This is a genomic window from Massilia niastensis DSM 21313 (genome assembly GCF_000382345.1).
Classification (GTDB): domain Bacteria; phylum Pseudomonadota; class Gammaproteobacteria; order Burkholderiales; family Burkholderiaceae_D; genus Telluria; species Telluria niastensis.
On record NZ_KB908109.1, the window covers coordinates 13,399 to 31,940 of the forward strand.

Sequence of the window (18,542 nt, forward strand, 5' to 3'; positions counted from 1 at the left end):
TTCCGCCGGCGGCGCCCTGCCGCCGGCATCCCTTTACTTCCCCATCTATTCCGCGCTTTGTTTGTTGCAGATTTTAAAATATACTTCTGCTATCTTTGTTAGCGCTCTCATTTTAGCTGCATAAACAGGCTCAGCACGATGACTGCCTGAAGAGAGAACAAAAATTGCTGTTGCCGCGCACATTTTGTGTCTGTCAAGCCGACGATTAGGGTTATACTTACTATTACTGATGCCGAACCGTATAACGGGCATCACCTTTACTTATACCTTGGCGGCGCTCGCCTGCCGTCCGCATCGCAATTTAGTGGTCCCGAGTGTGCACGTGGAGTTGGCTATAGTTTGTGGAAAGATTGAAATCACATCATACGAAATTTGCCAACTCGATTTTTTTACGTTCAAAATTTGGCAAAACATTGGTGCAACCTGATGTTCCACACCATGAGGAGAAAATATACATAAAATTACAGATAACCATTGCTTTCTCGACCACACGACACCTGCGTCCTGGGTGGTAAAGAAGAGCTTCTTTGTCTGCATTTACAAGTAGTTAGGGCCACTTTAGAGGCCGTAAAAATGTATGTGCAAAAAAGAATTCGTAGGTATAATTCCTCGAATGTCCCGGATGCGGCTCCAGGTTTTTGTCGTGTTTAGTGGGTTTGGTAGCAACAAAAAAGAGTTGGTATTGGAGAAATATGGCATGAATTTTTCGCATGAGAAGAACCCCGGGAAGAATTTCACTGGCTTAGCCATTGTCATCCTGCTGCACGTTCTGGTTGCTTGGGCAGTGATCAATGGCCTGGGTACCCGGATCGTCGCCAAGGTGACGGAAGCCGTGGAAACGAAACTGATCGAAGAGGTGGCACCGCCGCCGCCGCCGGAAACGCCGCCACCGCCGCCACCGCCGGAAATGAAGGCCCCGCCGCCTCCATTCATCCCGCCGGTCGAGGTGCAGGTCAACCAGCCGCCGCCACCGCAAAACACGATCGCCGCCGCAACCAATACGCCGCCGCCGACCAATTCGCTGGCTCCGCCGGCACCGCCTGCACCACCGGCACCGCCGGCGCCGGCACGTGGTCCGAGCCGTACCGAAGCAGTGGCCGACTTTAATACTTGCGCACGTCCGGAATATCCGCGTTCGTCGCAGCGCAATGAAGAAACGGGTACCACGACCCTGCAGTTCCTGATCGGTGTCGATGGTCGCGTGATGGATTCCAAGCTCGCGAAGTCGAGTGGCTTCCGTGACTTGGACCGGGCCGCACAGTCGGCTCTGAGCAAATGCCGATTCAAGCCGGCCATGGTTGATGGTCAGCCTCAACAGGCGTGGACAGCGGTGCAGTACGTCTGGACGCTGGAATAAAACCGAGACAGATCATCGTCTCAAACTTTGATTTTCGTTGTCATTAGTTCAGCGAACTGTCTATTTAATATTTTGGAGGAAGCATGTTTAAGAATACCCGTTTGTCCGCTATCCTGGCGGCTGTCCTGTTCTCGGTAACGGCAGCTTCGGCCCTGGTCTCCGCACCGGCCTTCGCTGACGCTCCGAAGACCGAAGCAGCCGCACCGGCAGCTGACGCCGCAGCCGCACCGGCCGCCGACGCAGCCGCTGCTCCGGCCGACGCTGCTGCCGCTCCGGCAGACGCCGCCGCTCCGGCCGCCGCAGGTGGCGAGGCAGCGACCGAAGAAGTCCACAACCCGTACGGCTTCCAGGCCATGTGGGAAGAAGGCGACTTCGTCAACAAGGGCACCATCATCATCCTGTCGCTGATGTCCATGGGTTCGTGGTACATCATCATCACCAAACTGATCGACCAGCAGAAGATCATGCGCCAGTCGAAGGAAGTCTCGGCCAAGTTCTGGAAGGCACCGTCGATCGCCGCTGGCTCGGCAGCCCTGAAAGAAGGCTCGCCGTTCCGCTTCATCGCTGAAACCGGCACCAAGGCAACCCAGCACCACGACGGCGCCCTGCTCGAGCAGATCGACCTGTCGACCTGGGTCACCATGCAGATCCAGCGCGCTGTGGACCGCGTCCAGTCGCGTCTGCAAGACGGCCTGTCGTTCCTGGCAACCGTTGGTTCGACCTCGCCGTTCATCGGTCTGTTCGGTACCGTCTGGGGCATCTACAACGCACTGACCGCTATCGGTATGTCGGGTAACGCTTCGATCGACAAGGTCGCAGGCCCGGTGGGTGAAGCACTGATCATGACCGCCTTCGGTCTGTTCGTGGCGGTTCCGGCAGTTCTGGGTTACAACTGGCTGGTGCGTCGTAACAAGTCGGTCATGGAAGACGTCCGTTCGTTCTCGGCTGACGTGCACTCGGTCCTGATCTCGGGCGCCATGTCGACCTCGGAAGCCAGCCGCGCCGGTGCTGCCGCTAAGAAGATCGGATAAATCATGTCGATGAGTGTCGGCTCCGATACCGGAGATGATGATGCCGTGATGTCAGAAATCAACACGACGCCGCTCGTCGACATCATGTTGGTTCTTCTGATCATCTTCCTGATCACCAGCCCGGTGGTTCTGAATCTGCAGAAAGTGAACCTGCCTGCAGAGACGAACCAGGTTACCAAGACCAAGCCGGAAGACATCAATATCACCGTCAACAAAGACGGCGAGATGTACTACAACCAGACGCGCATCGCGAACACGGACGAGCTGTTCAAGTTCCTCGCGGAGCAGTCGGTGAAGGTGCCGCAACCTGCTGTGAAAGTTCGTGGCGACCAGGAAACTCGCTACGAGTCGATCGGTCGGGTGATCTATACGGCACAACGTGCTGGGGTACAGAAGGTCGGTTTCGTGATCGAACCGCCTGATCGCGGGGGCTAATCAGTCCTGATCGCGGTGTCCGGGATTCCCGGATACCGCGCCCCGCCACCCCAACATTTGAAAAGGAAACACCATGGGTATGAACGTAGGTTCGGGCTCCGCAAAAGGAGCTGATCCGGAACCGATGATGGAAATGAACATGACGCCGCTGATCGACGTCCTGCTCGTTCTCATCATCATGTTGATTATCACGATTCCGAAGCAGAACCACTCGGTCAATCTGAACATGCCGGTCGGCAATCCGCCACCGATGACGGAGAAGCCGGTAGTGGTCACGATCGACGTGGACTTCGACGGTACCATCCTGTGGGATGGTCAGGCGATCCCGGATCGTGCGACCCTGGAAGCCAAGATGAACGGCGTCGCTGCAATGGCCAACCAGCCGGAAGTGCACCTGCGTCCGAACAAGCTGGTTGAGTACAAGGTTGTAGCAGGCGTCATGGCAACTGCCCAGCGTCTCGGCGTCACCAAGATCGGCATGGTCGGTAACGAGCAGTTCCAGTAATCGTTCCATGTTAGACCAACACGGCAGGGTTTCCCTGCCGTGTCCATTTTGAAATAAGGATTTCCCGATGATCAAATTCCGTCTCGCACACCTCGGCCTGGCACTGGCCGCGCTTGGCTTCACTGCCCTCACCCCGGTGATCGGTCTTTCCCCGGCAATCGCTGCGGAAGCGCTGCGCGCGGAAATCGGCAAGCCCATCCAGCAAGCCCAGGCACTGATGAAGTCGGGCAAGCACAAGGAAGCACTGGCAGCCTTGCGCGATGCGGACAAGGTGAGCAACAAGACCGCCAACGAAAGCTACCTGATCGAGCGCGTGCGCGCCGCGGCAGCCTCGTCGGCCGGCGACTACGACACGGCAGCCAAGGCCTTCGAAGCCCTGCTCGCTTCGGGCAAGCTGAGCGCCGCAGAGCGTTCGCAATTCGCCGAAGGCCTGGTCGGCATCTACATGCGTGGCGGCGACCTGAACAAGGCGAACGCGGCCATCGAGAAGCTGCTGAAGGAAAAGGACGATCCGAAGCTGCGCGCTTACCTGATGCAGAACTACTACAAGCAGGGCAACGTTGCCGCGCTTGAAAGCGAACTGCGCAAGGTCGAGCAGAGCGGCCGCCTGACCGAAGACCAGCTCGGCATGCTGGCCAATATCCAGCTGAAGAAGAACGACAAGGTCGGCTACGTCAATACCATCGAGAAACTGGCCGCGGGCTATCCGAAGGCCCAGTACTGGACCGACCTGCTGAACCGCGTGCAGGGCAAGCCGGGCTTCTCGGGCCGCCTGTCGGTGGACGTCTACCGCCTGAAGCTGGCCAACAACCTGATGAAGAAGCCGAGCGAGTTCATGGAAATGGCCCAGCTGGTGCTGCAGGCGAAAGCTCCGGCCGAAGCGCTGAAGGTCATCGACAAGGGCTACAAGGCCGGCGCCCTGGGTACCGGTTCGGAAGCGGCCCGTCACCAGCGCCTGAAGGACCTGGCCGAGAAGAACCTGGCCGACCAGAACAAGGGCGTCGCCGCCCTGGAAGCCGAATACACCGCCGCCAAGGACAACGATGCGCTGGTGGGTCTCGGCTACGCACTGGTGCAGGCTGGCCAGGCCGACAAGGGCCTGAAGATGATGGAAGCCGCCATCAAGGCCGGCGGCCTGAAGTACACCGACGAAGCCAAGCTGCGCCTGGGCGAAGCCTACGCTGTCGCCGGCAAGAAGCAGCAAGCCATCAACACGCTCAAGGGCGTGGGCGGCAAGGAAGGCACTGCCGAACTGGCCCGCTACTGGATCATGGCGATCAACCGTCCGATCGCCTGATCGCTGTTGCGATCATGAAAACGCCGCCTCCGGGCGGCGTTTTTTTTCGCCTATCGATTCAGGGTCAGGTCTGTCATTCGGACATGGACGCTCACTCCTTGCGAAATCTCATCACGTTGAACTCAGCGGCGCGCTCTATCACACCTCTGCCCATGCACAGGTTTCGGTGAAAACTGTGAGCCGAGCAACTAACGCCATTGAGATAAACAAGCCAGCGTTTTGAGATAGATCAAAGGTGCGCGATCGGTGTCCGAATGACAGACCTGACCCTGAATGGACTCCCGGCAACGATCTCCATCAGGCTGCCGTCGGGTCTCGCTGCTGTGCAACATGCGAGTTACCGTATAATCAGGTATTTCGTCCCGCCCCCTCGGCATGCGTAACTGGAACAACCAATGAAGGTATTTCGCGGACTTCCCAACGACAGGGCACGGGCGCCCTGCGCGCTCACGATCGGTAATTTCGACGGTGTCCACCGCGGCCACCAGGCGTTGTTTGCACACGTCCGCGGCGCCGCCGCCGCCCTCGGCCTGGAAGCGGCCGTGATGACTTTCGAGCCCCATCCGCGCGAATACTTCGCGCAGCGCACGGGCGACCTGTCGAAGGCGCCGGCGCGCATCGCCAACTTGCGCGACAAGCTGGGCGCCCTGGCCAACGCCGGCATCGACCGCGTCATCGTCGAACACTTCAACGAACACTTCGCCTCCATGCCGCCGCAGGAATTCATCGAGCGCGTGCTGGTCGAAGGCCTGCACGTCAAGTGGCTGATGGTGGGCGACGATTTCCGCTTCGGCGCCAGGCGCGCCGGCGACATCCAGATGCTGACCGAGGCCGGCAAGCGCTTCGGCTTCCAGGTGGAGACCCTGCCCGCCGTGATGCACGGCGACCAGCGCATCTCGTCCTCGGCGGTGCGCGCCGCGCTGGCCGAGGCCGACTTCACCCGCACCAGCGAACTGCTCGGCCATCCCTACGGCATGTCCGGCCACGTGATCCACGGCCAGAAGCTCGGCCGCACCCTGGGCTTTCCGACCCTGAACCTGCGCGTGGCGCACCGCCCTGCCCTGTCGGGCATCTTCGTGGTCCAGGTGCACGGCCTGGCCGACCGGCCGCTGCCGGCCGTGGCCAGCCTGGGCGTACGGCCGACCGTCGAGGACGCCGGCCGCATGCTGCTCGAAGTGCACATCTTCGACTGGAACCAGCCCTGCTACGGCAAGCTGGTGCGCGTGGAATTCCTGTCCAAGCTGCGCGACGAAGAAAAATACGACGACCTGGCGACCCTCACCGCCGCGATCGACCGCGACGCCGACCAGGCGCGCGCCTTCTTTGCCCACCGCAACGGCGCGCTGACGGCCACCGACCGAATTTGACGCGGCCGCAGTCCGCGTCCGCGGCCACGCCGCGTCCCGAAACGAATCTCCTGAAGAAGAACCTTATGTCCGATACCAAAAACGTCCCGAACAGCGGCGCCCAGAAAGGCGCCAAGAAGCCAGAGAGCAAATACCCGGTCAACATGACCGACACCAAGTTCCCGATGCGCGGCGACCTCGCCAAGCGCGAGCCGGGCTGGGTCAAGCAATGGCAGGACAAGAAGATCTACCAGCGCATCCGCAAGGCGGCCGCCGGCCGTCCGCGCTTCGTGCTGCACGACGGTCCGCCGTACGCCAACGGCGACATCCACCTCGGCCACGCCGTCAACAAGATCCTGAAGGACCTGGTGGTCAAGTCGCGCACGATCGCCGGCTACGACGCCCCGTATGTGCCGGGCTGGGACTGCCACGGCATGCCGATCGAGATCCAGATCGAGAAACAGTTCGGCAAGAACCTGCCGACCGCCGAGGTGCTGCAAAAGGCCCGCGCCTACGCGCTCGAGCAGATCGACCGCCAGCGCGCCGGCTTCATCCGCCTGGGCGTGCTGGGCGAGTGGGAAAACCCCTACATGACCATGGCCTACGGCAATGAAGCCGACGAACTGCGCGCGCTCGGCAAGCTGCTCGAAAAAGGCTATGTCTACCGTGGCCTGAAGCCGGTCAACTGGTGCTTCGACTGCGGCTCGGCGCTGGCCGAGGCCGAAGTCGAGTACCAGGACAAGCGCGACCCGGCGATCGACGTCGGCTTCCCCTTCGCCGAACCCGAGAAGATCGCGGCCGCCTTCGGCCTGGCCAGGCTGCCGACCGACTACGGCTTCATCGTGATCTGGACCACCACCCCGTGGACCATCCCGTCGAACCAGGCCCTGAACGTGGGTCCGGAAGTCAGCTATTCCCTGGTCCAGGCCGAGCGCGACGGCAAGCCGCTGCTGCTGATCCTGGGAAGCGAACTGGTCGAGTCCTGCCTGCAGCGTTATAAACTGGAAGGCAAGGTCATCGCCACCACCCTGGGCGAAAAGCTGGGCGGCCTGCACTTCAAGCACCCGCTGTTCGCCGCCGATCCGTTCTACGACCGCAGGTCGCCGGTCTACCTGGCCGACTACGTCACCACCGACAGCGGCACCGGCGTGGTCCACTCGGCCCCGGCCTACGGCCTGGAAGACTTCCAGTCGTGCAAGTCGCACGGCATGAAGGACGACGAGATCCTGAAACCGGTGATGGGCGACGGCCGCTTCGCCTCCACCCTGCCGCTGTTCGGCGGCATGAACATCTGGGAAGCCTCGAAGCCGATCTGCTCGGCCCTGACCGAAGCCGGCGCCCTGTTCGAACTGAAGATGTTCGACCACAGCTACATGCACTGCTGGCGCCACAAGACCCCGATCGTCTACCGCGCCACCAGCCAGTGGTTCGCCGGCATGGACCTCACCCCGAAGGATGGCGGCCCCTCCCTGCGCGAGACCGCGCTGGCCGGCATCGCCGACACCAGGTTCTTCCCCGACTGGGGCCAGGCGCGCCTGCACGGCATGATCGCCAACCGTCCGGACTGGACCCTGTCGCGCCAGCGCCAGTGGGGCGTGCCGATGGCCTTCGTCATCCACAAGGAGACCGGCGAGCTGCACCCGCGCACCCCGGAGCTGCTGAAGCAGGTCGCCCAGCTGATCGAGAAGGAAGGCATCGACGCCTGGCAGAAGCTGGACCTGGCCACCCTGCTGGGCGCGGACGCCGCCCAGTATGAAAAGAACAAGGACACGCTGGACGTCTGGTTCGATTCCGGCACCACGCACCAGACCGTGCTGCGCGGCTCGCACCTGGAGCAATCGAGCTTCCCGGCCGACCTCTACCTGGAAGGCTCGGACCAGCACCGCGGCTGGTTCCACTCCTCGCTGCTGACCTCCTCGATGCTGAACGGCCGCCCGCCCTACAAGGCGCTGCTGACCCACGGCTTCACGGTCGACGAGCAGGGCAAGAAGATGTCCAAGTCGCTGGGCAACACGCTGGCGCCGCAGAAGATCTCCGACACCCTCGGCGCCGACATCCTGCGCCTGTGGGTGGCCTCGACCGACTACACGGGCGAGCTGTCGATCGGCGAAGAGATCCTCAAGCGCGTCACCGAAGCCTACCGCCGCATCCGCAACACGCTGCGCTTCCTGCTGGCCAACACCTCGGACTTCGACCCGGCCAAGGACGCCGTGCCGGTGGCCGAGCTGCTCGAGATCGACCGCTATGCGATCGCCGCGATGGCCCAGCTGCAGCAGGACGTGGCCGGCCACTTCGAGCGCTACGAGTTCCACCCGGTGGTGGCGCGCCTGCAGAACTACTGCTCGGAAGACCTGGGCGGCTTCTACCTCGACATCCTGAAGGACCGCCTGTACACCACCGGCGTGAATTCGCATGCGCGCCGCTCGGCCCAGACCGCGCTGTGGCACATCGCCCATTCGCTGCTGCGCGTGATGGCGCCGATCCTGTCCTTCACCGCCGAGGAAGCCTGGGCCGTGTTCGCCGGCGAGAAGGCCTACGCCGACAGCGACGAGACCATCTTCACGCAGACCCTGTGGAGCTTCCCGGCGCTGCCGGACGGCGAAGCCCTGCTGGCCAAGTACGCGGCCCTGCGCGAAGTGCGCGCCGAGGTCACCAAGCAGCTGGAAGAAGTGCGCGCCGCCGGTTCGATCGGCTCCTCGCTGCAGGCCGAGCTGACCATCAAGGCTGCCGGCGACAAGTACCGGCTGCTCTCGAGCCTGGACGACGACCTGAAGTTCGTCTTCATCACCTCCCAGGCCACGGTGGTCGAGGTGCAGGACGCGGCGGACGAAGCCGTCGTGGTGGCGCCGTCGGAAGCGGAAAAGTGCGAGCGCTGCTGGCACTATCGCCGCGACGTCGGCCACCACCACGAGCACGCGACCCTGTGCGGCCGCTGCGTGAGCAACCTGTTCGGCAGCGGCGAAGCGCGCCGCTTCGCGTAAGACCTTCCCGCGGCATGCGACCCATGCCGCGGACACCACCATCGCCCGGCCGCATACGCGCGGCCGGGCAGGTCTCGACATCTCTACCATGGCAACCAAAAAGAAATCCGCAATCTCCGCGCCGAAAGCCGTGCCCCGTTCGGGCCCCAGCCTGCTGCCCTGGCTCGGCATCGCCCTGATCGTGGTCCTGCTCGACCAGGTCACCAAGATCACGGTCGAACGCAGCTTCGCGTACGGCGAAACGCTGCCGGTCACCAGTTTCTTCAACCTGATCCTGGTCTACAACCCGGGCGCGGCCTTCAGCTTCCTGGGCGACGCCGGTGGCTGGCAGCGCTACCTGTTCACCGGCATCGCGATCGCCGCGGTGGGCTACATCCTGTACCTGCTCAAGCGCCATGCGGGCCAGCGCCTGTTCTGCTTCTCCCTGGCCCTGATCATGGGCGGCGCGGTCGGCAACGTCATCGACCGCCTGGCCTACGGCCACGTGATCGACTTCCTCGATTTCTACTGGAAGGGCGTGGGACACTTCCCGGCCTTTAACATCGCCGACATCGGCATCTCGGTGGGCGCCTTCCTGTTCATCCTCGATGAACTGCGCCGCGTAAACAAGTCGTAGACAAACCCCAGGAGGATGACATGAGCATGGACCTGAAGGGCAAGAAGCTTGTCCTGGGCCTGACCGGCGGCGTGGCCTGCTACAAGGCGGCGGAACTGTGCCGGGCGCTGGTCAAGCAGGGCGCCAGCGTGCAGGTCGTGATGACCGAGGCGGCCACCCACTTCATCGGCGCGGTCACCATGCAGGCGCTGTCCGGGCACACGGTCTACACCGACCAGTGGGATCCGCGCGTCGCCAACAACATGGCCCACATCGACCTGACGCGCAGCGCGGACGCGATCCTGGTCTCGCCCTGCTCCGCGGACTTCATCCGCAAGCTGGCGCACGGCGCCTGCGACGACCTGCTCTCGACCCTGTGCGTGGCGCGTCCGCGCCACGTGTCGCTGCTGGTCGCGCCGGCAATGAACGTGGAGATGTGGGAAAACCCGGCCACCCGCCGCAACGTGGCCCAGCTGCGCGAGGACGGCATCCAGATCCTCGGCCCGGACGCCGGCTCCCAGGCCTGCGGCGAGACCGGCTTCGGCCGCATGCTCGAACCGGACGAACTGGTCGAAGAGCTGATCGCCTCGTTCCAGCACAAGGTGCTGGCCGGCCGCCGCGTATTGATCACCGCCGGCCCCACCTTCGAGCCGATCGACCCGGTGCGCGGCATCACCAACCTGTCCTCCGGCAAGATGGGTTACGCGGTGGCGCGCGCGGCGCGCGAAGCCGGCGCCGACGTTACCCTGGTGTCCGGGCCGACCTCGCTGCCCACGCCGCACGGCGTGCGCCGCGTCGACGTCCTGACCGCCCAGCAGATGCACGACGCCGTCATGGCGAAGGTGGAGGGCCAGCACGTGTTCATCGGCGTGGCCGCGGTGGCCGACTGGCGCGTGGCGAATGCCAGCGACCAGAAACTGAAGAAGCAGGACGGCGGCGCCCCGCCGCAGCTGGAGTTCGCGCAGAACGCCGACATCCTGGCCTCGGTCGCCGGCACCACCTCGCTGTCCGGCTGGCCGTATTGCGTGGGCTTCGCCGCCGAATCCGAAAACCTGATGGAATTCGGCGCCGCCAAGCGCGAGCGCAAGGGCATTCCCCTCCTGGTGGGTAATATCGGCCCACAGACCTTCGGGCAGGACGACAACACCATCATCGTGTTCGACGAGAACGGCCACACCGTGCTGCCGCGCGCCGACAAGCTGACCCTGGCGCGCCAGCTCGTATCCGAAATCGCCAAGCGCCTGGAACAGCGCTCCCTTTTGACCTGAAGAAGAAGCATGAAACACATCGACCTCAAGATCCTCGACCCACGCATGAAGGAACTGCTGCCGGCCTACGGCACGCCGGGCAGCGCTGGCCTCGACCTGCGCGCCTGCCTCGACGCGCCCCTGACCATCGAGCCGGGACAGACCGTGCTGGTGCCGACCGGCCTGGCGATCCACATCGCCGATCCGGGCTATGCGGCCATGATCCTGCCGCGCAGTGGACTCGGCCATAAGAACGGCATTGTTCTCGGCAATCTGGTAGGCTTGATCGACTCCGATTACCAGGGCCAGCTGATGGTCTCGACCTGGAACCGCGGCCACGCCACCTTTACCCTGCAGCCGATGGATCGCCTGGCGCAGCTGGTCGTGGTGCCGGTGCTGCAGGTTGGCTTCAACGTGGTGGAGGAGTTCGCATCGAGCGACCGGGGCGCCGGAGGATTCGGCAGCACCGGCAAACAATAACAATGTGAGGAGCACCATGATCCGCATCCATCGCCTGCGCCCTGCGGCGCTGGTCGTCGCCGTCGCCGCACTGCTGTCCGCCTGCACCACCCCCGGCATCCTGCAGATGCCCGGCCAGCCGGGAGGCCCCATCGTCACCGAACCGGGCAAGCCCGAGCTGACGCCGCAGATGGCGGCGGCCGCCGACACCCTGGCGAAGATGGCCACCCTGCAGGACCGCCTGTACCGGGTCGCGGCGCCGCTCCTGATCGATAATGCGGAACTGTGCACCAGGCACGCGCGCAACCTCCTCGGCTTCACCGCCAAGAACCGCCATGCCTACCCGGGCTACTACAACGAGGCCGCCCATGTGGTGTTCGGCATGGGCGAACGCCTGCAGGTGACCAATGTGCTGGCCGGCAGCGGCGCCGCGAAGGCGGGGCTGCGCCAGGGCGACGGCCTGGTGGCCGCCGGCGGCAAGCCGCTGCCGGAAGGTCCGAACGCCCTGTCGCAGGCGGGTGCGGTGTTCGGCCCGATCATGGCCAGGCAGGCGACCCTGCCGCTGACCATCGAGCGCAACGGCAGCAACCGCGACCTGACCATCCCGGTGACCCGCGCCTGCGCCTTCGCCATCGAGCTGGGCAACACCGACAACGTCAACGCCTATGCCGACGGGATGCGCGTGATGGTCACGCGCGGCATGATGAATTTCACCCAGAACGACGATGAGCTGGCCTTCGTGCTGGCCCGCACGATGGCGCACAACATGCTGGGCCATGCGGCGACCCAGCGCAACGCGGCGACCATCGGCAGCATCATCGATAACCTGATGCGCGTCGCGCCGGACACCTCGATGCTGATCGGCAGCGGCGGCATCAAGGCCATGCCGGCGGCGCAGGATGCGGCGGCGGACCACCTCGCGACCTACCTGCTGGCGCGCGCCAGCTACCGCATCGACAACCTGTCGGGATTCTGGAAGCGGGTGGCGGGGACCTATCCGGCCACCGTGCTCAATGGCTATACGGCCAACCATCCGGGCATGGCGGCGCGCATCGCGGCGATCGAGAAGGCGTCGGCGGACGTGAAGGCGAAGCAGCGGGCGAACAAGCCGCTGGTGCCTTGAGGCGCCGACACCGAGCGATGAACCTGGGTCCCGCCTGCGCGGGGACCCAGGCCTGCAAGCACGGACGCAGCGCCTCCAGGCAGCCGCAGGCTTCACCCCTCCCGCATACCGCCACACCACTCCCACATACCTTGTCCTTTTTTTGTATCATTGATCATCTCATTTCTTGACACCGCGCAACGCGGCCGCGAACCATGGACAGTATCGATCTCGAAGTGCTGAAAACCTCCGCGGCCTGGCTGGCGGCCGGCCGGCGCTGCCAGCTGGTCACCGTGGTCAAGACCTGGGGTTCCAGCCCGCGCCCGGTCGGCGCGACGCTCGCCCTATGCGAGGATGGCCAGGTGGTCGGCTCGGTGTCCGGCGGCTGCATCGAGGATGACCTGATCGACAAGGTGCGCAACAACGGCATCGACTTCGCCCACCCGGAAGTGCTCAGCTACGGCATCAGCGCCGACGAGGCGCACCGCTTCGGCCTGCCCTGCGGCGGCACCATCGAACTGGCCATCGAGCCGCTTTCGCCCGACAGCCGCATTCCCGAACTGCTCGACCGCCTCGCCGGCGGCGAACTGGTCGAACGCAGCGTCGACCTGCGGACCGGCGCCGTGGCGCTGGGCCGCGCCGCCGCCGGCGCCGTCCAGCGCGTCGAGGACGGCGTGCTGCACACCATCCACGGCCCGCGCTGGCGCCTGTACATCATCGGCGCCGGCCCGCTGTCGCGCTTCCTGGCCCAGATCGCGGCCGGCATGGAGTACCGCGTCACCGTCTGCGACCCGCGCGAGGAATACCGCAGCGGCTGGAATGTCGAGGGCGTGGAACTGGTCCACGCCATGCCCGACGACCTCGTGCTCGAAGCGAAGCTCGACGCCCGCAGCGCCGTGGTCGCCCTCACCCACGATCCCAAGCTCGACGACCTGGCGCTGATGGAAGCGCTCAGGTCGGAAGCCTTCTACGTCGGCGCGATCGGCTCGCGCCTGAACAATGAAAAACGCCGCGAGCGCCTCAAGCTGTTCGACCTGGACGATGAACAGCTGGCCCGCCTGCACGGTCCGATCGGCCTGTACATCGGCAGCAAGACACCGGCCGAGATCGCGGTCTCGATCATGGCCGAGATGACCGCCGTGAAGAACGGCGTGCCGCCAGCCCTGCTGGTGCCGCACTCGAAGGCCGTCGAACCCGCCACCGCCGGGGTGTGCGCGCGCGCCGCGTGAATTCCACGGCAAGAACCGGATGGCGCGGCCCCGCCCGCGCCGCCACCATCACGGGTCATCCCCTTTCAGTCTCTTCATGAATACAAGCAACATGCTGCGCCTGGTGGCGCTGGCCGCCATCTGGGGCGGATCCTTCCTTTTCATGCGCATCGCCGCGCCCGTGCTGGGACCGGCCGTGCTGATCGAATACCGGGTCGCCTTCGCGGCACTGTTCCTGGCGGCGGTCGCCTGGTTCCTGCACCGGCGCGGCCGCGGCACGCCGCTCGCGCTGCGCCGGCACTGGAAGCACTACCTGATCCTGGGCCTGTTCAATTCGGCCCTGCCCTTCGTGCTGTTCGCCTTCGCCGCGCGCACCCTGTCGGCCTCGGTGCTGTCGGTGCTGAACGCCACCGCGCCGATGTGGGGGGCGCTGGTGGGCGCAGTCTGGGCGCGCCATCGGGTCGGCGGACGCACCGCGCTCGGCCTGCTGCTGGGCACCGGCGGCGTGGCCCTGCTGGTCGGCTTCGACCATGTGTCGGAACGCCCCGGCGCCGGCGTCGCGGTGGCCGCCGCCCTGGTCGCGGCCTTCAGCTACAGCATCGCCAGCCAGTACGCGAAGACGGCGAAAAGCGTGCCGCCCTTCGCCAACGCGCACGGCTCGATGTGGGCCGCCTCGCTGCTGGTGCTGCCGCTGATTCCCTTCTTTCCCTCGCCGGGCCAACCGACGCCCGGCATCATGGCCGCGGTGCTCGCACTGGGCGTGCTGTGCAGCGGGATTGCCTACATCCTCTACTTCAAGCTGATCGAGGAAGTCGGCACCACCTCGGCGCTCACGGTCACCTTCCTGAACCCGCTGTTCGGCATCCTGTGGGGCGCGCTGTTCCTGCACGAGGTGGTCGGCTGGCATACGCTGCTCGGCTCGGCCATCGTCCTGCTCGGCACGGCGCTGGTGACCGGCTTCCTGCCCTCCTCCCTGCGCGCGCGCGCAGCCGTGCAAGGCAAGCGATGAAGACGGCGCTCACGATCCCGCTGCCGCAGGGCTACCGCATCCAGGACGTGCTGGCTTTCCACGGCCGCGATGCCGAAGGCGTGGCCGAACAGGTCGGCGCCGCCGGCCTGCGCAAGGGCGTCCTGCTCGGCGGCGTGCCGGTGCTGCTGGAGATCGACTTCGCAGCGGGCGCCGCGCATTGCGCCAACGATGCCGACGGCCCCGCCACGCCCGCGCTGCAGGAGGCCGCGCAGGACGCCCTGCTGAATATGCTGGGCTTGCGCATCGACCCGGCCGCGTTCGCCGATTTCGCGCGCGACGACCCCGTGCTCGGGCCGGTCGTGGCGCGCCAGCCCGGCCTGCGCATCGTCCAGTCGGCGACCGTGTTCGAGGCGCTGACCTGGGCCATCATCGGCCAGCAGATCAACCTGAACTTCGCCATCGCGCTGCGCCGCACCCTGATCCTGCTGGCCGGGCGCCGGCATGCGAGCGGGCTGTGGTGCTATCCGGAAGCGCCTGATGTCGCCCGCCTCGAGCTCGAGGCGCTCACCAGCCGCAAGTTCTCGCGCGCCAAGGCGGAAACGGTGTTGCGCCTCGCCCATCTCGTGCATGAAGGCAAGCTATCGCTCGAGCGCGAACGCGACCCGGCCGAGGTCAGCCGCGAGCTGCTCGCCGTCAAGGGCATCGGTCCCTGGACCGTCAATTACGCCCTGCTGCGCGGCTATGGCTACCCGGATTGCTCGCTGCACGGCGATGTGGCCGTGCGCACCGCCTTCCATCAATTGATCGGCGGCGAAGCGCGTCCCGGTATCGCCCAGGCCGAGCAGCTCTTGCGCGCCTATGCGCCGCACCGGACCATGGCCGCCGCCTACCTGTGGGCCAGCCTCGGCGAGTAGGGCGGACAGCTCGGACATCAGTCCACTGGACTGATGTTCTCCAAGCGGTGATTGTTTGCGGCTCCGTTCTCGGACACGAGCCGGTTGACGCATGTTGAACGCGTGGGCAGGACCTGCCCACCCTGCTAATTCCAGCGCGGCAGGCCGTCGAACTGCTGCGCGCCCTCCCCGGAAAACCGGATCAGCTCGGCCAGCGGGACGGTCGCCAGGTTGTCCCTGCCGTAGTGCCCGCCCAGCGCGCTCGGGATCTTCAGGCAGTACTTGCGTCCCTCGGTCAGCGGTCCCAGCGCCGCTTCGGCCAGGCGCACCACTTCGGGCATGTACCAGTCGTTCAGGAAATCCTGGTTATACGACAGCGCATCGAGCGCGGCCCGGCTGCTGGCGACCGGCTCGCAGCACAGGTCCTGCGGCCGCAGGCGCCAGTAATGGCCGTCTTCGTCGCGAATGATGAGGTTGCCGAATGCGTTTTCGCCCAGGACTTCGACCGCCGTCAGGCCTACCCAGCCCCAGGATGCGTTGATGTCGTCGACATGGATCATGTTCGCCCCTCCCTTGTCGCAGCAATACAGCTTCGACCGTGCAGGCTTGCCGGCGTTGCCGATGGATGAGCGGAGTTTGAGCTGGATCGCGTTTGCCGTGCGGATCGCGCCGGAAAAACGAAAAGGCCGCTGACTCTTGCGAATCAACGGCCTTGGAATCTGGTTGCGGGGACAGGATTTGAACCTGTGACCTTCGGGTTATGAGCCCGACGAGCTGCCAGACTGCTCCACCCCGCGTCTGATGAAATGAATTATACGCCCCTTCGCATCATTAGGCAATCTCAATCCACTCCTAATGTGCGATTGCAGCAGGTAATGGCTCATGCGTAGGCGCCTTACCGCTGTCGCAAAGGCGGCATGGCTGGGCCAATCAGTGTAAAGTAAAGGGCAATATCAATACTTCGTTGACCTATGAAATTCTGCTCCGAGTGCGCCCATCCTGTCGCGCTGGCCATCCCCGAAGGCGACAACCGGCCGCGCTACGTCTGTCCGCACTGCAATACCATCCATTACCAAAATCCGAAAATGGTCATCGGTTCGATCCCGGTCTGGGAACAGGACGGCAAGGTGCAGGTCCTGCTGTGCCGCCGCGCCATCGAACCGCGCTACGGCTACTGGACCTTGCCGGCCGGCTTCATGGAAAACGAGGAAACCACCGGCCAGGCCGCGGTGCGCGAGACCGAGGAGGAAGCCGGCGCCAACGTCGAACTCGGCAAGCTGTTCACCCTGCTGAACGTCGCCCATGTCCACCAGGTCCACATGTTCTACCTGGCGCGCCTGCTCGACCTCGACTTCGAACCCGGCATCGAAAGCCTGGAAGCGAAACTGTTTACCGAAGCCGAGATCCCGTGGGACGAACTGGCTTTCCCGACCATCCGCACCACGCTCGAACTGTTCTTCGCCGACCGGATCAAGCTGCGCGAAGGCGGCAGCTACGGGTTCCACAGCCGGGACATCAACCGCCCCATGCTCGCTCCCCGCGAGCCCGACTGACATGATCCCCTGGCTCGAGACCGATACGCCGTTTCCCGACGTGTCCGAGGCGCTGACCGTGGACGCGCCGGGACTGCTCGCGGCCGGGGCCGATCTCTCGCCGCAGCGCCTGCTGCTTGCATACAAGAACGGTATCTTTCCCTGGTTCTCGGAAGGCCAGCCCATCCTGTGGTGGAGCACCGATCCGCGCATGGTGCTGTACACCGACCGCTTCAAGGTCAGCGACAGCCTGAGGAAAGCGCTGCGCCGGGTCGAGCGCAGCCGGCTGGGCGGCGGGCGCTGGGACGTGCGCTTCGACAGCGCCTTCGAGGACGTGATGCGCGCCTGCGCCGCGCCGCGCCGCGACGGACCGGGCACCTGGATCTCCGAAGAGATCGTCGACGGCTATACCGGCCTGCACCGCCTCGGCTACGCGCACTCGTCCGAGGTCTGGCTGGACGGCGAGCTGGTCGGCGGCGCCTATGGCGTCTGCATCGGCCGCATGTTCTATGGCGAGTCGATGTTCGCGCGCGTCTCGGACGCGTCCAAGATCGCGCTGGCCTACCTGGTCGGCTTCCTGCGCGGCCATGGCGTGCGCCTGATCGATTGCCAGCAGGAGACCGGCCACCTGGCCTCGCTGGGCGCCGCGCCGATCCCGCGCAGCGCCTTCCTGGAGCATTTGCGCGCCGCGATCCGCGAACCCGCCATTGAACGGTGGCAGGTTGTTGCACCGTTGACTGGGGAACGGTAACGCGGACTGGATTTCGCTAAAATAGGTCCACCACGTCGTCTCGAGAGTCTTGCATGACGCACCTAAATGACCTGCCCTTTGCCACGCTGCAGTTCTATACAACCGCGCCCTATCCGTGCAGCTATCTCGACGCGCGCCAGGCCCGCTCGCAGGTTGCGACACCTTCGCACCTGATCAACGCCGACGTGTATTCCGAGCTGGTCAAGAACGGTTTTCGCCGCAGCGGCATCTTCACCTACCGTCCTTATTGCGACGGCTGCCAGGCCTGCATCCCGGTGCGCGTCAAGTGCGAGGACTTCGCGCCCAACCGCACCCAGCGCCGGGCCTGGAAGCGCCACGCCGACCTGGTCGCGATGGTGGCCAACCTGTCGTTCTCGGACGAGCACTATGCGCTCTACCTGCGCTACCAGACCACCCGCCATGTGGGCGGCGGCATGGACCAGGACAGCCGCGACCAGTACGCCCAGTTCCTGCTGCAAAGCCGCGTCAATACCCGCCTGGTCGAGTTCCGCGAGCCCAACGGCACCCTGCGCATGGTATCGATCATCGACGTGCTGTCGGACGGCCTGTCGTCGGTGTACACCTTCTTCGATCCCGACGTCGTGGGCGCATCCTACGGCACCTACAACGTGATGTGGCAGGTCAACCAGGCGCGCGAGCTGGGCCTCTCTTATGTCTACCTGGGCTACTGGATCGAGCAGAGCCCGAAGATGGCGTACAAGATCAATTTCCGCCCCCTCGAGGCGCGCATGAACGGCGTCTGGGGGGTATTGAACCGCTGAGCGGGCCGCCGGCGGGGACATTCGACGAGCTTGCCGGTCCGGCACTGTAAA

19 protein-coding genes and 1 tRNA gene are annotated in these 18,542 nt (G+C 64.7%); 18 read left to right on the top strand and 2 right to left on the bottom strand.

Translation table 11 applies throughout. The features are described 5' to 3' along the window. Positions 1 to 697: 697 nt before the first annotated feature. The 14 genes from H162_RS0118690 (at position 698) to H162_RS0118755 (ending at position 15,447) form a co-directional block, all read left to right on the top strand. Positions 698 to 1,357 (top strand): energy transducer TonB, encoded by a 660-nt coding sequence (locus tag H162_RS0118690; protein ID WP_020655019.1) that lies wholly within the window; start codon positions 698 to 700, stop codon positions 1,355 to 1,357. A gap of 83 nt (positions 1,358 to 1,440) precedes the next feature. Continuing rightward, positions 1,441 to 2,388: a MotA/TolQ/ExbB proton channel family protein gene (locus H162_RS31260; RefSeq protein ID WP_040787683.1), complete on the top strand. Its 948-nt coding sequence runs from the start codon at positions 1,441 to 1,443 to the stop codon at positions 2,386 to 2,388. A 3-nt stretch (positions 2,389 to 2,391) separates the two neighbouring features. Continuing rightward, on the top strand, positions 2,392 to 2,823 hold the full coding sequence (locus H162_RS0118700) for an ExbD/TolR family protein (RefSeq protein ID WP_020655021.1): 432 nt from the start codon (positions 2,392 to 2,394) through the stop codon (positions 2,821 to 2,823). A 73-nt stretch (positions 2,824 to 2,896) separates the two neighbouring features. Then, positions 2,897 to 3,328 (top strand): ExbD/TolR family protein, encoded by a 432-nt coding sequence (locus H162_RS0118705; protein ID WP_026354816.1) that lies wholly within the window; start codon positions 2,897 to 2,899, stop codon positions 3,326 to 3,328. 67 nt (positions 3,329 to 3,395) lie between these two features. Further along, positions 3,396 to 4,625, top strand: coding sequence for a tetratricopeptide repeat protein (locus H162_RS0118710; protein ID WP_020655023.1), 1,230 nt, complete (start codon positions 3,396 to 3,398; stop codon positions 4,623 to 4,625). A 395-nt stretch (positions 4,626 to 5,020) separates the two neighbouring features. Further along, on the top strand, positions 5,021 to 5,992 hold the full coding sequence (locus tag H162_RS0118715; RefSeq protein WP_020655024.1) for a bifunctional riboflavin kinase/FAD synthetase: 972 nt from the start codon (positions 5,021 to 5,023) through the stop codon (positions 5,990 to 5,992). Positions 5,993 to 6,057: 65 nt separating this feature from the next. Further along, positions 6,058 to 8,952, top strand: coding sequence for an isoleucine--tRNA ligase (ileS, locus tag H162_RS0118720; RefSeq protein WP_020655025.1), 2,895 nt, complete (start codon positions 6,058 to 6,060; stop codon positions 8,950 to 8,952). 88 nt (positions 8,953 to 9,040) lie between these two features. After that, positions 9,041 to 9,568: a signal peptidase II gene (lspA, locus tag H162_RS0118725; RefSeq protein WP_020655026.1), complete on the top strand. Its 528-nt coding sequence runs from the start codon at positions 9,041 to 9,043 to the stop codon at positions 9,566 to 9,568. A 26-nt stretch (positions 9,569 to 9,594) separates the two neighbouring features. Continuing rightward, complete coding sequence (coaBC, locus tag H162_RS0118730; protein WP_026354818.1) at positions 9,595 to 10,815, top strand: bifunctional phosphopantothenoylcysteine decarboxylase/phosphopantothenate--cysteine ligase CoaBC; 1,221 nt, start codon at positions 9,595 to 9,597, stop codon at positions 10,813 to 10,815. Positions 10,816 to 10,824: 9 nt separating this feature from the next. After that, positions 10,825 to 11,274 (top strand): dUTP diphosphatase, encoded by a 450-nt coding sequence (gene dut, locus H162_RS0118735; protein WP_020655028.1) that lies wholly within the window; start codon positions 10,825 to 10,827, stop codon positions 11,272 to 11,274. Positions 11,275 to 11,290: 16 nt separating this feature from the next. Then, the gene (locus tag H162_RS0118740; RefSeq protein WP_020655029.1) at positions 11,291 to 12,376 is read left to right on the top strand and encodes a M48 family metallopeptidase; all 1,086 of its coding nucleotides are present in this window, start codon (positions 11,291 to 11,293) and stop codon (positions 12,374 to 12,376) included. 194 nt (positions 12,377 to 12,570) lie between these two features. Then, positions 12,571 to 13,584, top strand: a complete 1,014-nt coding sequence (locus tag H162_RS0118745) for an XdhC family protein (protein ID WP_020655030.1) — start codon at positions 12,571 to 12,573, stop codon at positions 13,582 to 13,584. A gap of 76 nt (positions 13,585 to 13,660) precedes the next feature. Further along, positions 13,661 to 14,572, top strand: a complete 912-nt coding sequence (locus H162_RS0118750) for a DMT family transporter (RefSeq protein ID WP_026354819.1) — start codon at positions 13,661 to 13,663, stop codon at positions 14,570 to 14,572. Beyond that, the gene (locus H162_RS0118755; RefSeq protein WP_020655032.1) at positions 14,569 to 15,447 is read left to right on the top strand and encodes a DNA-3-methyladenine glycosylase 2; all 879 of its coding nucleotides are present in this window, start codon (positions 14,569 to 14,571) and stop codon (positions 15,445 to 15,447) included. The genes H162_RS0118750 and H162_RS0118755 overlap by 4 nt, the downstream gene beginning before the upstream one ends. A 125-nt stretch (positions 15,448 to 15,572) precedes the next feature. Here the strand turns inward: H162_RS0118755 and H162_RS0118760 are convergent, their stop codons facing one another. Further along, a complete protein-coding gene (locus H162_RS0118760; protein ID WP_020655033.1) occupies positions 15,573 to 15,986 on the bottom strand; it encodes a T6SS immunity protein Tdi1 domain-containing protein in 414 nt (137 codons plus the stop codon). On the opposite strand from H162_RS0118760, the gene H162_RS35585 reads away from it, so the two are divergent. Next, a complete protein-coding gene (locus H162_RS35585) occupies positions 15,985 to 16,119 on the top strand; it encodes a hypothetical protein (RefSeq protein ID WP_267872155.1) in 135 nt (44 codons plus the stop codon). The two genes, H162_RS0118760 and H162_RS35585, sit on opposite strands and share 2 nt — an antisense overlap. Positions 16,120 to 16,146: 27 nt before the next feature. On the opposite strand, the gene H162_RS0118770 is transcribed toward H162_RS35585, so the two are convergent. Beyond that, positions 16,147 to 16,223 (bottom strand) — tRNA-Met (locus H162_RS0118770). 174 nt (positions 16,224 to 16,397) lie between these two features. On the opposite strand from H162_RS0118770, the gene H162_RS0118775 reads away from it, so the two are divergent. From H162_RS0118775 to H162_RS0118785, 3 genes are read left to right on the top strand one after another with little or no spacing between them, the layout of a single operon-like run. Continuing rightward, the gene (locus tag H162_RS0118775; RefSeq protein ID WP_020655034.1) at positions 16,398 to 16,979 is read left to right on the top strand and encodes an NUDIX hydrolase; all 582 of its coding nucleotides are present in this window, start codon (positions 16,398 to 16,400) and stop codon (positions 16,977 to 16,979) included. 1 nt (position 16,980) lies between these two features. After that, positions 16,981 to 17,709, top strand: a complete 729-nt coding sequence (gene aat / locus H162_RS0118780; RefSeq protein ID WP_020655035.1) for a leucyl/phenylalanyl-tRNA--protein transferase — start codon at positions 16,981 to 16,983, stop codon at positions 17,707 to 17,709. A 53-nt stretch (positions 17,710 to 17,762) separates the two neighbouring features. Then, a complete protein-coding gene (locus H162_RS0118785; RefSeq protein WP_020655036.1) occupies positions 17,763 to 18,491 on the top strand; it encodes an arginyltransferase in 729 nt (242 codons plus the stop codon). Positions 18,492 to 18,542 lie beyond the last annotated feature (51 nt).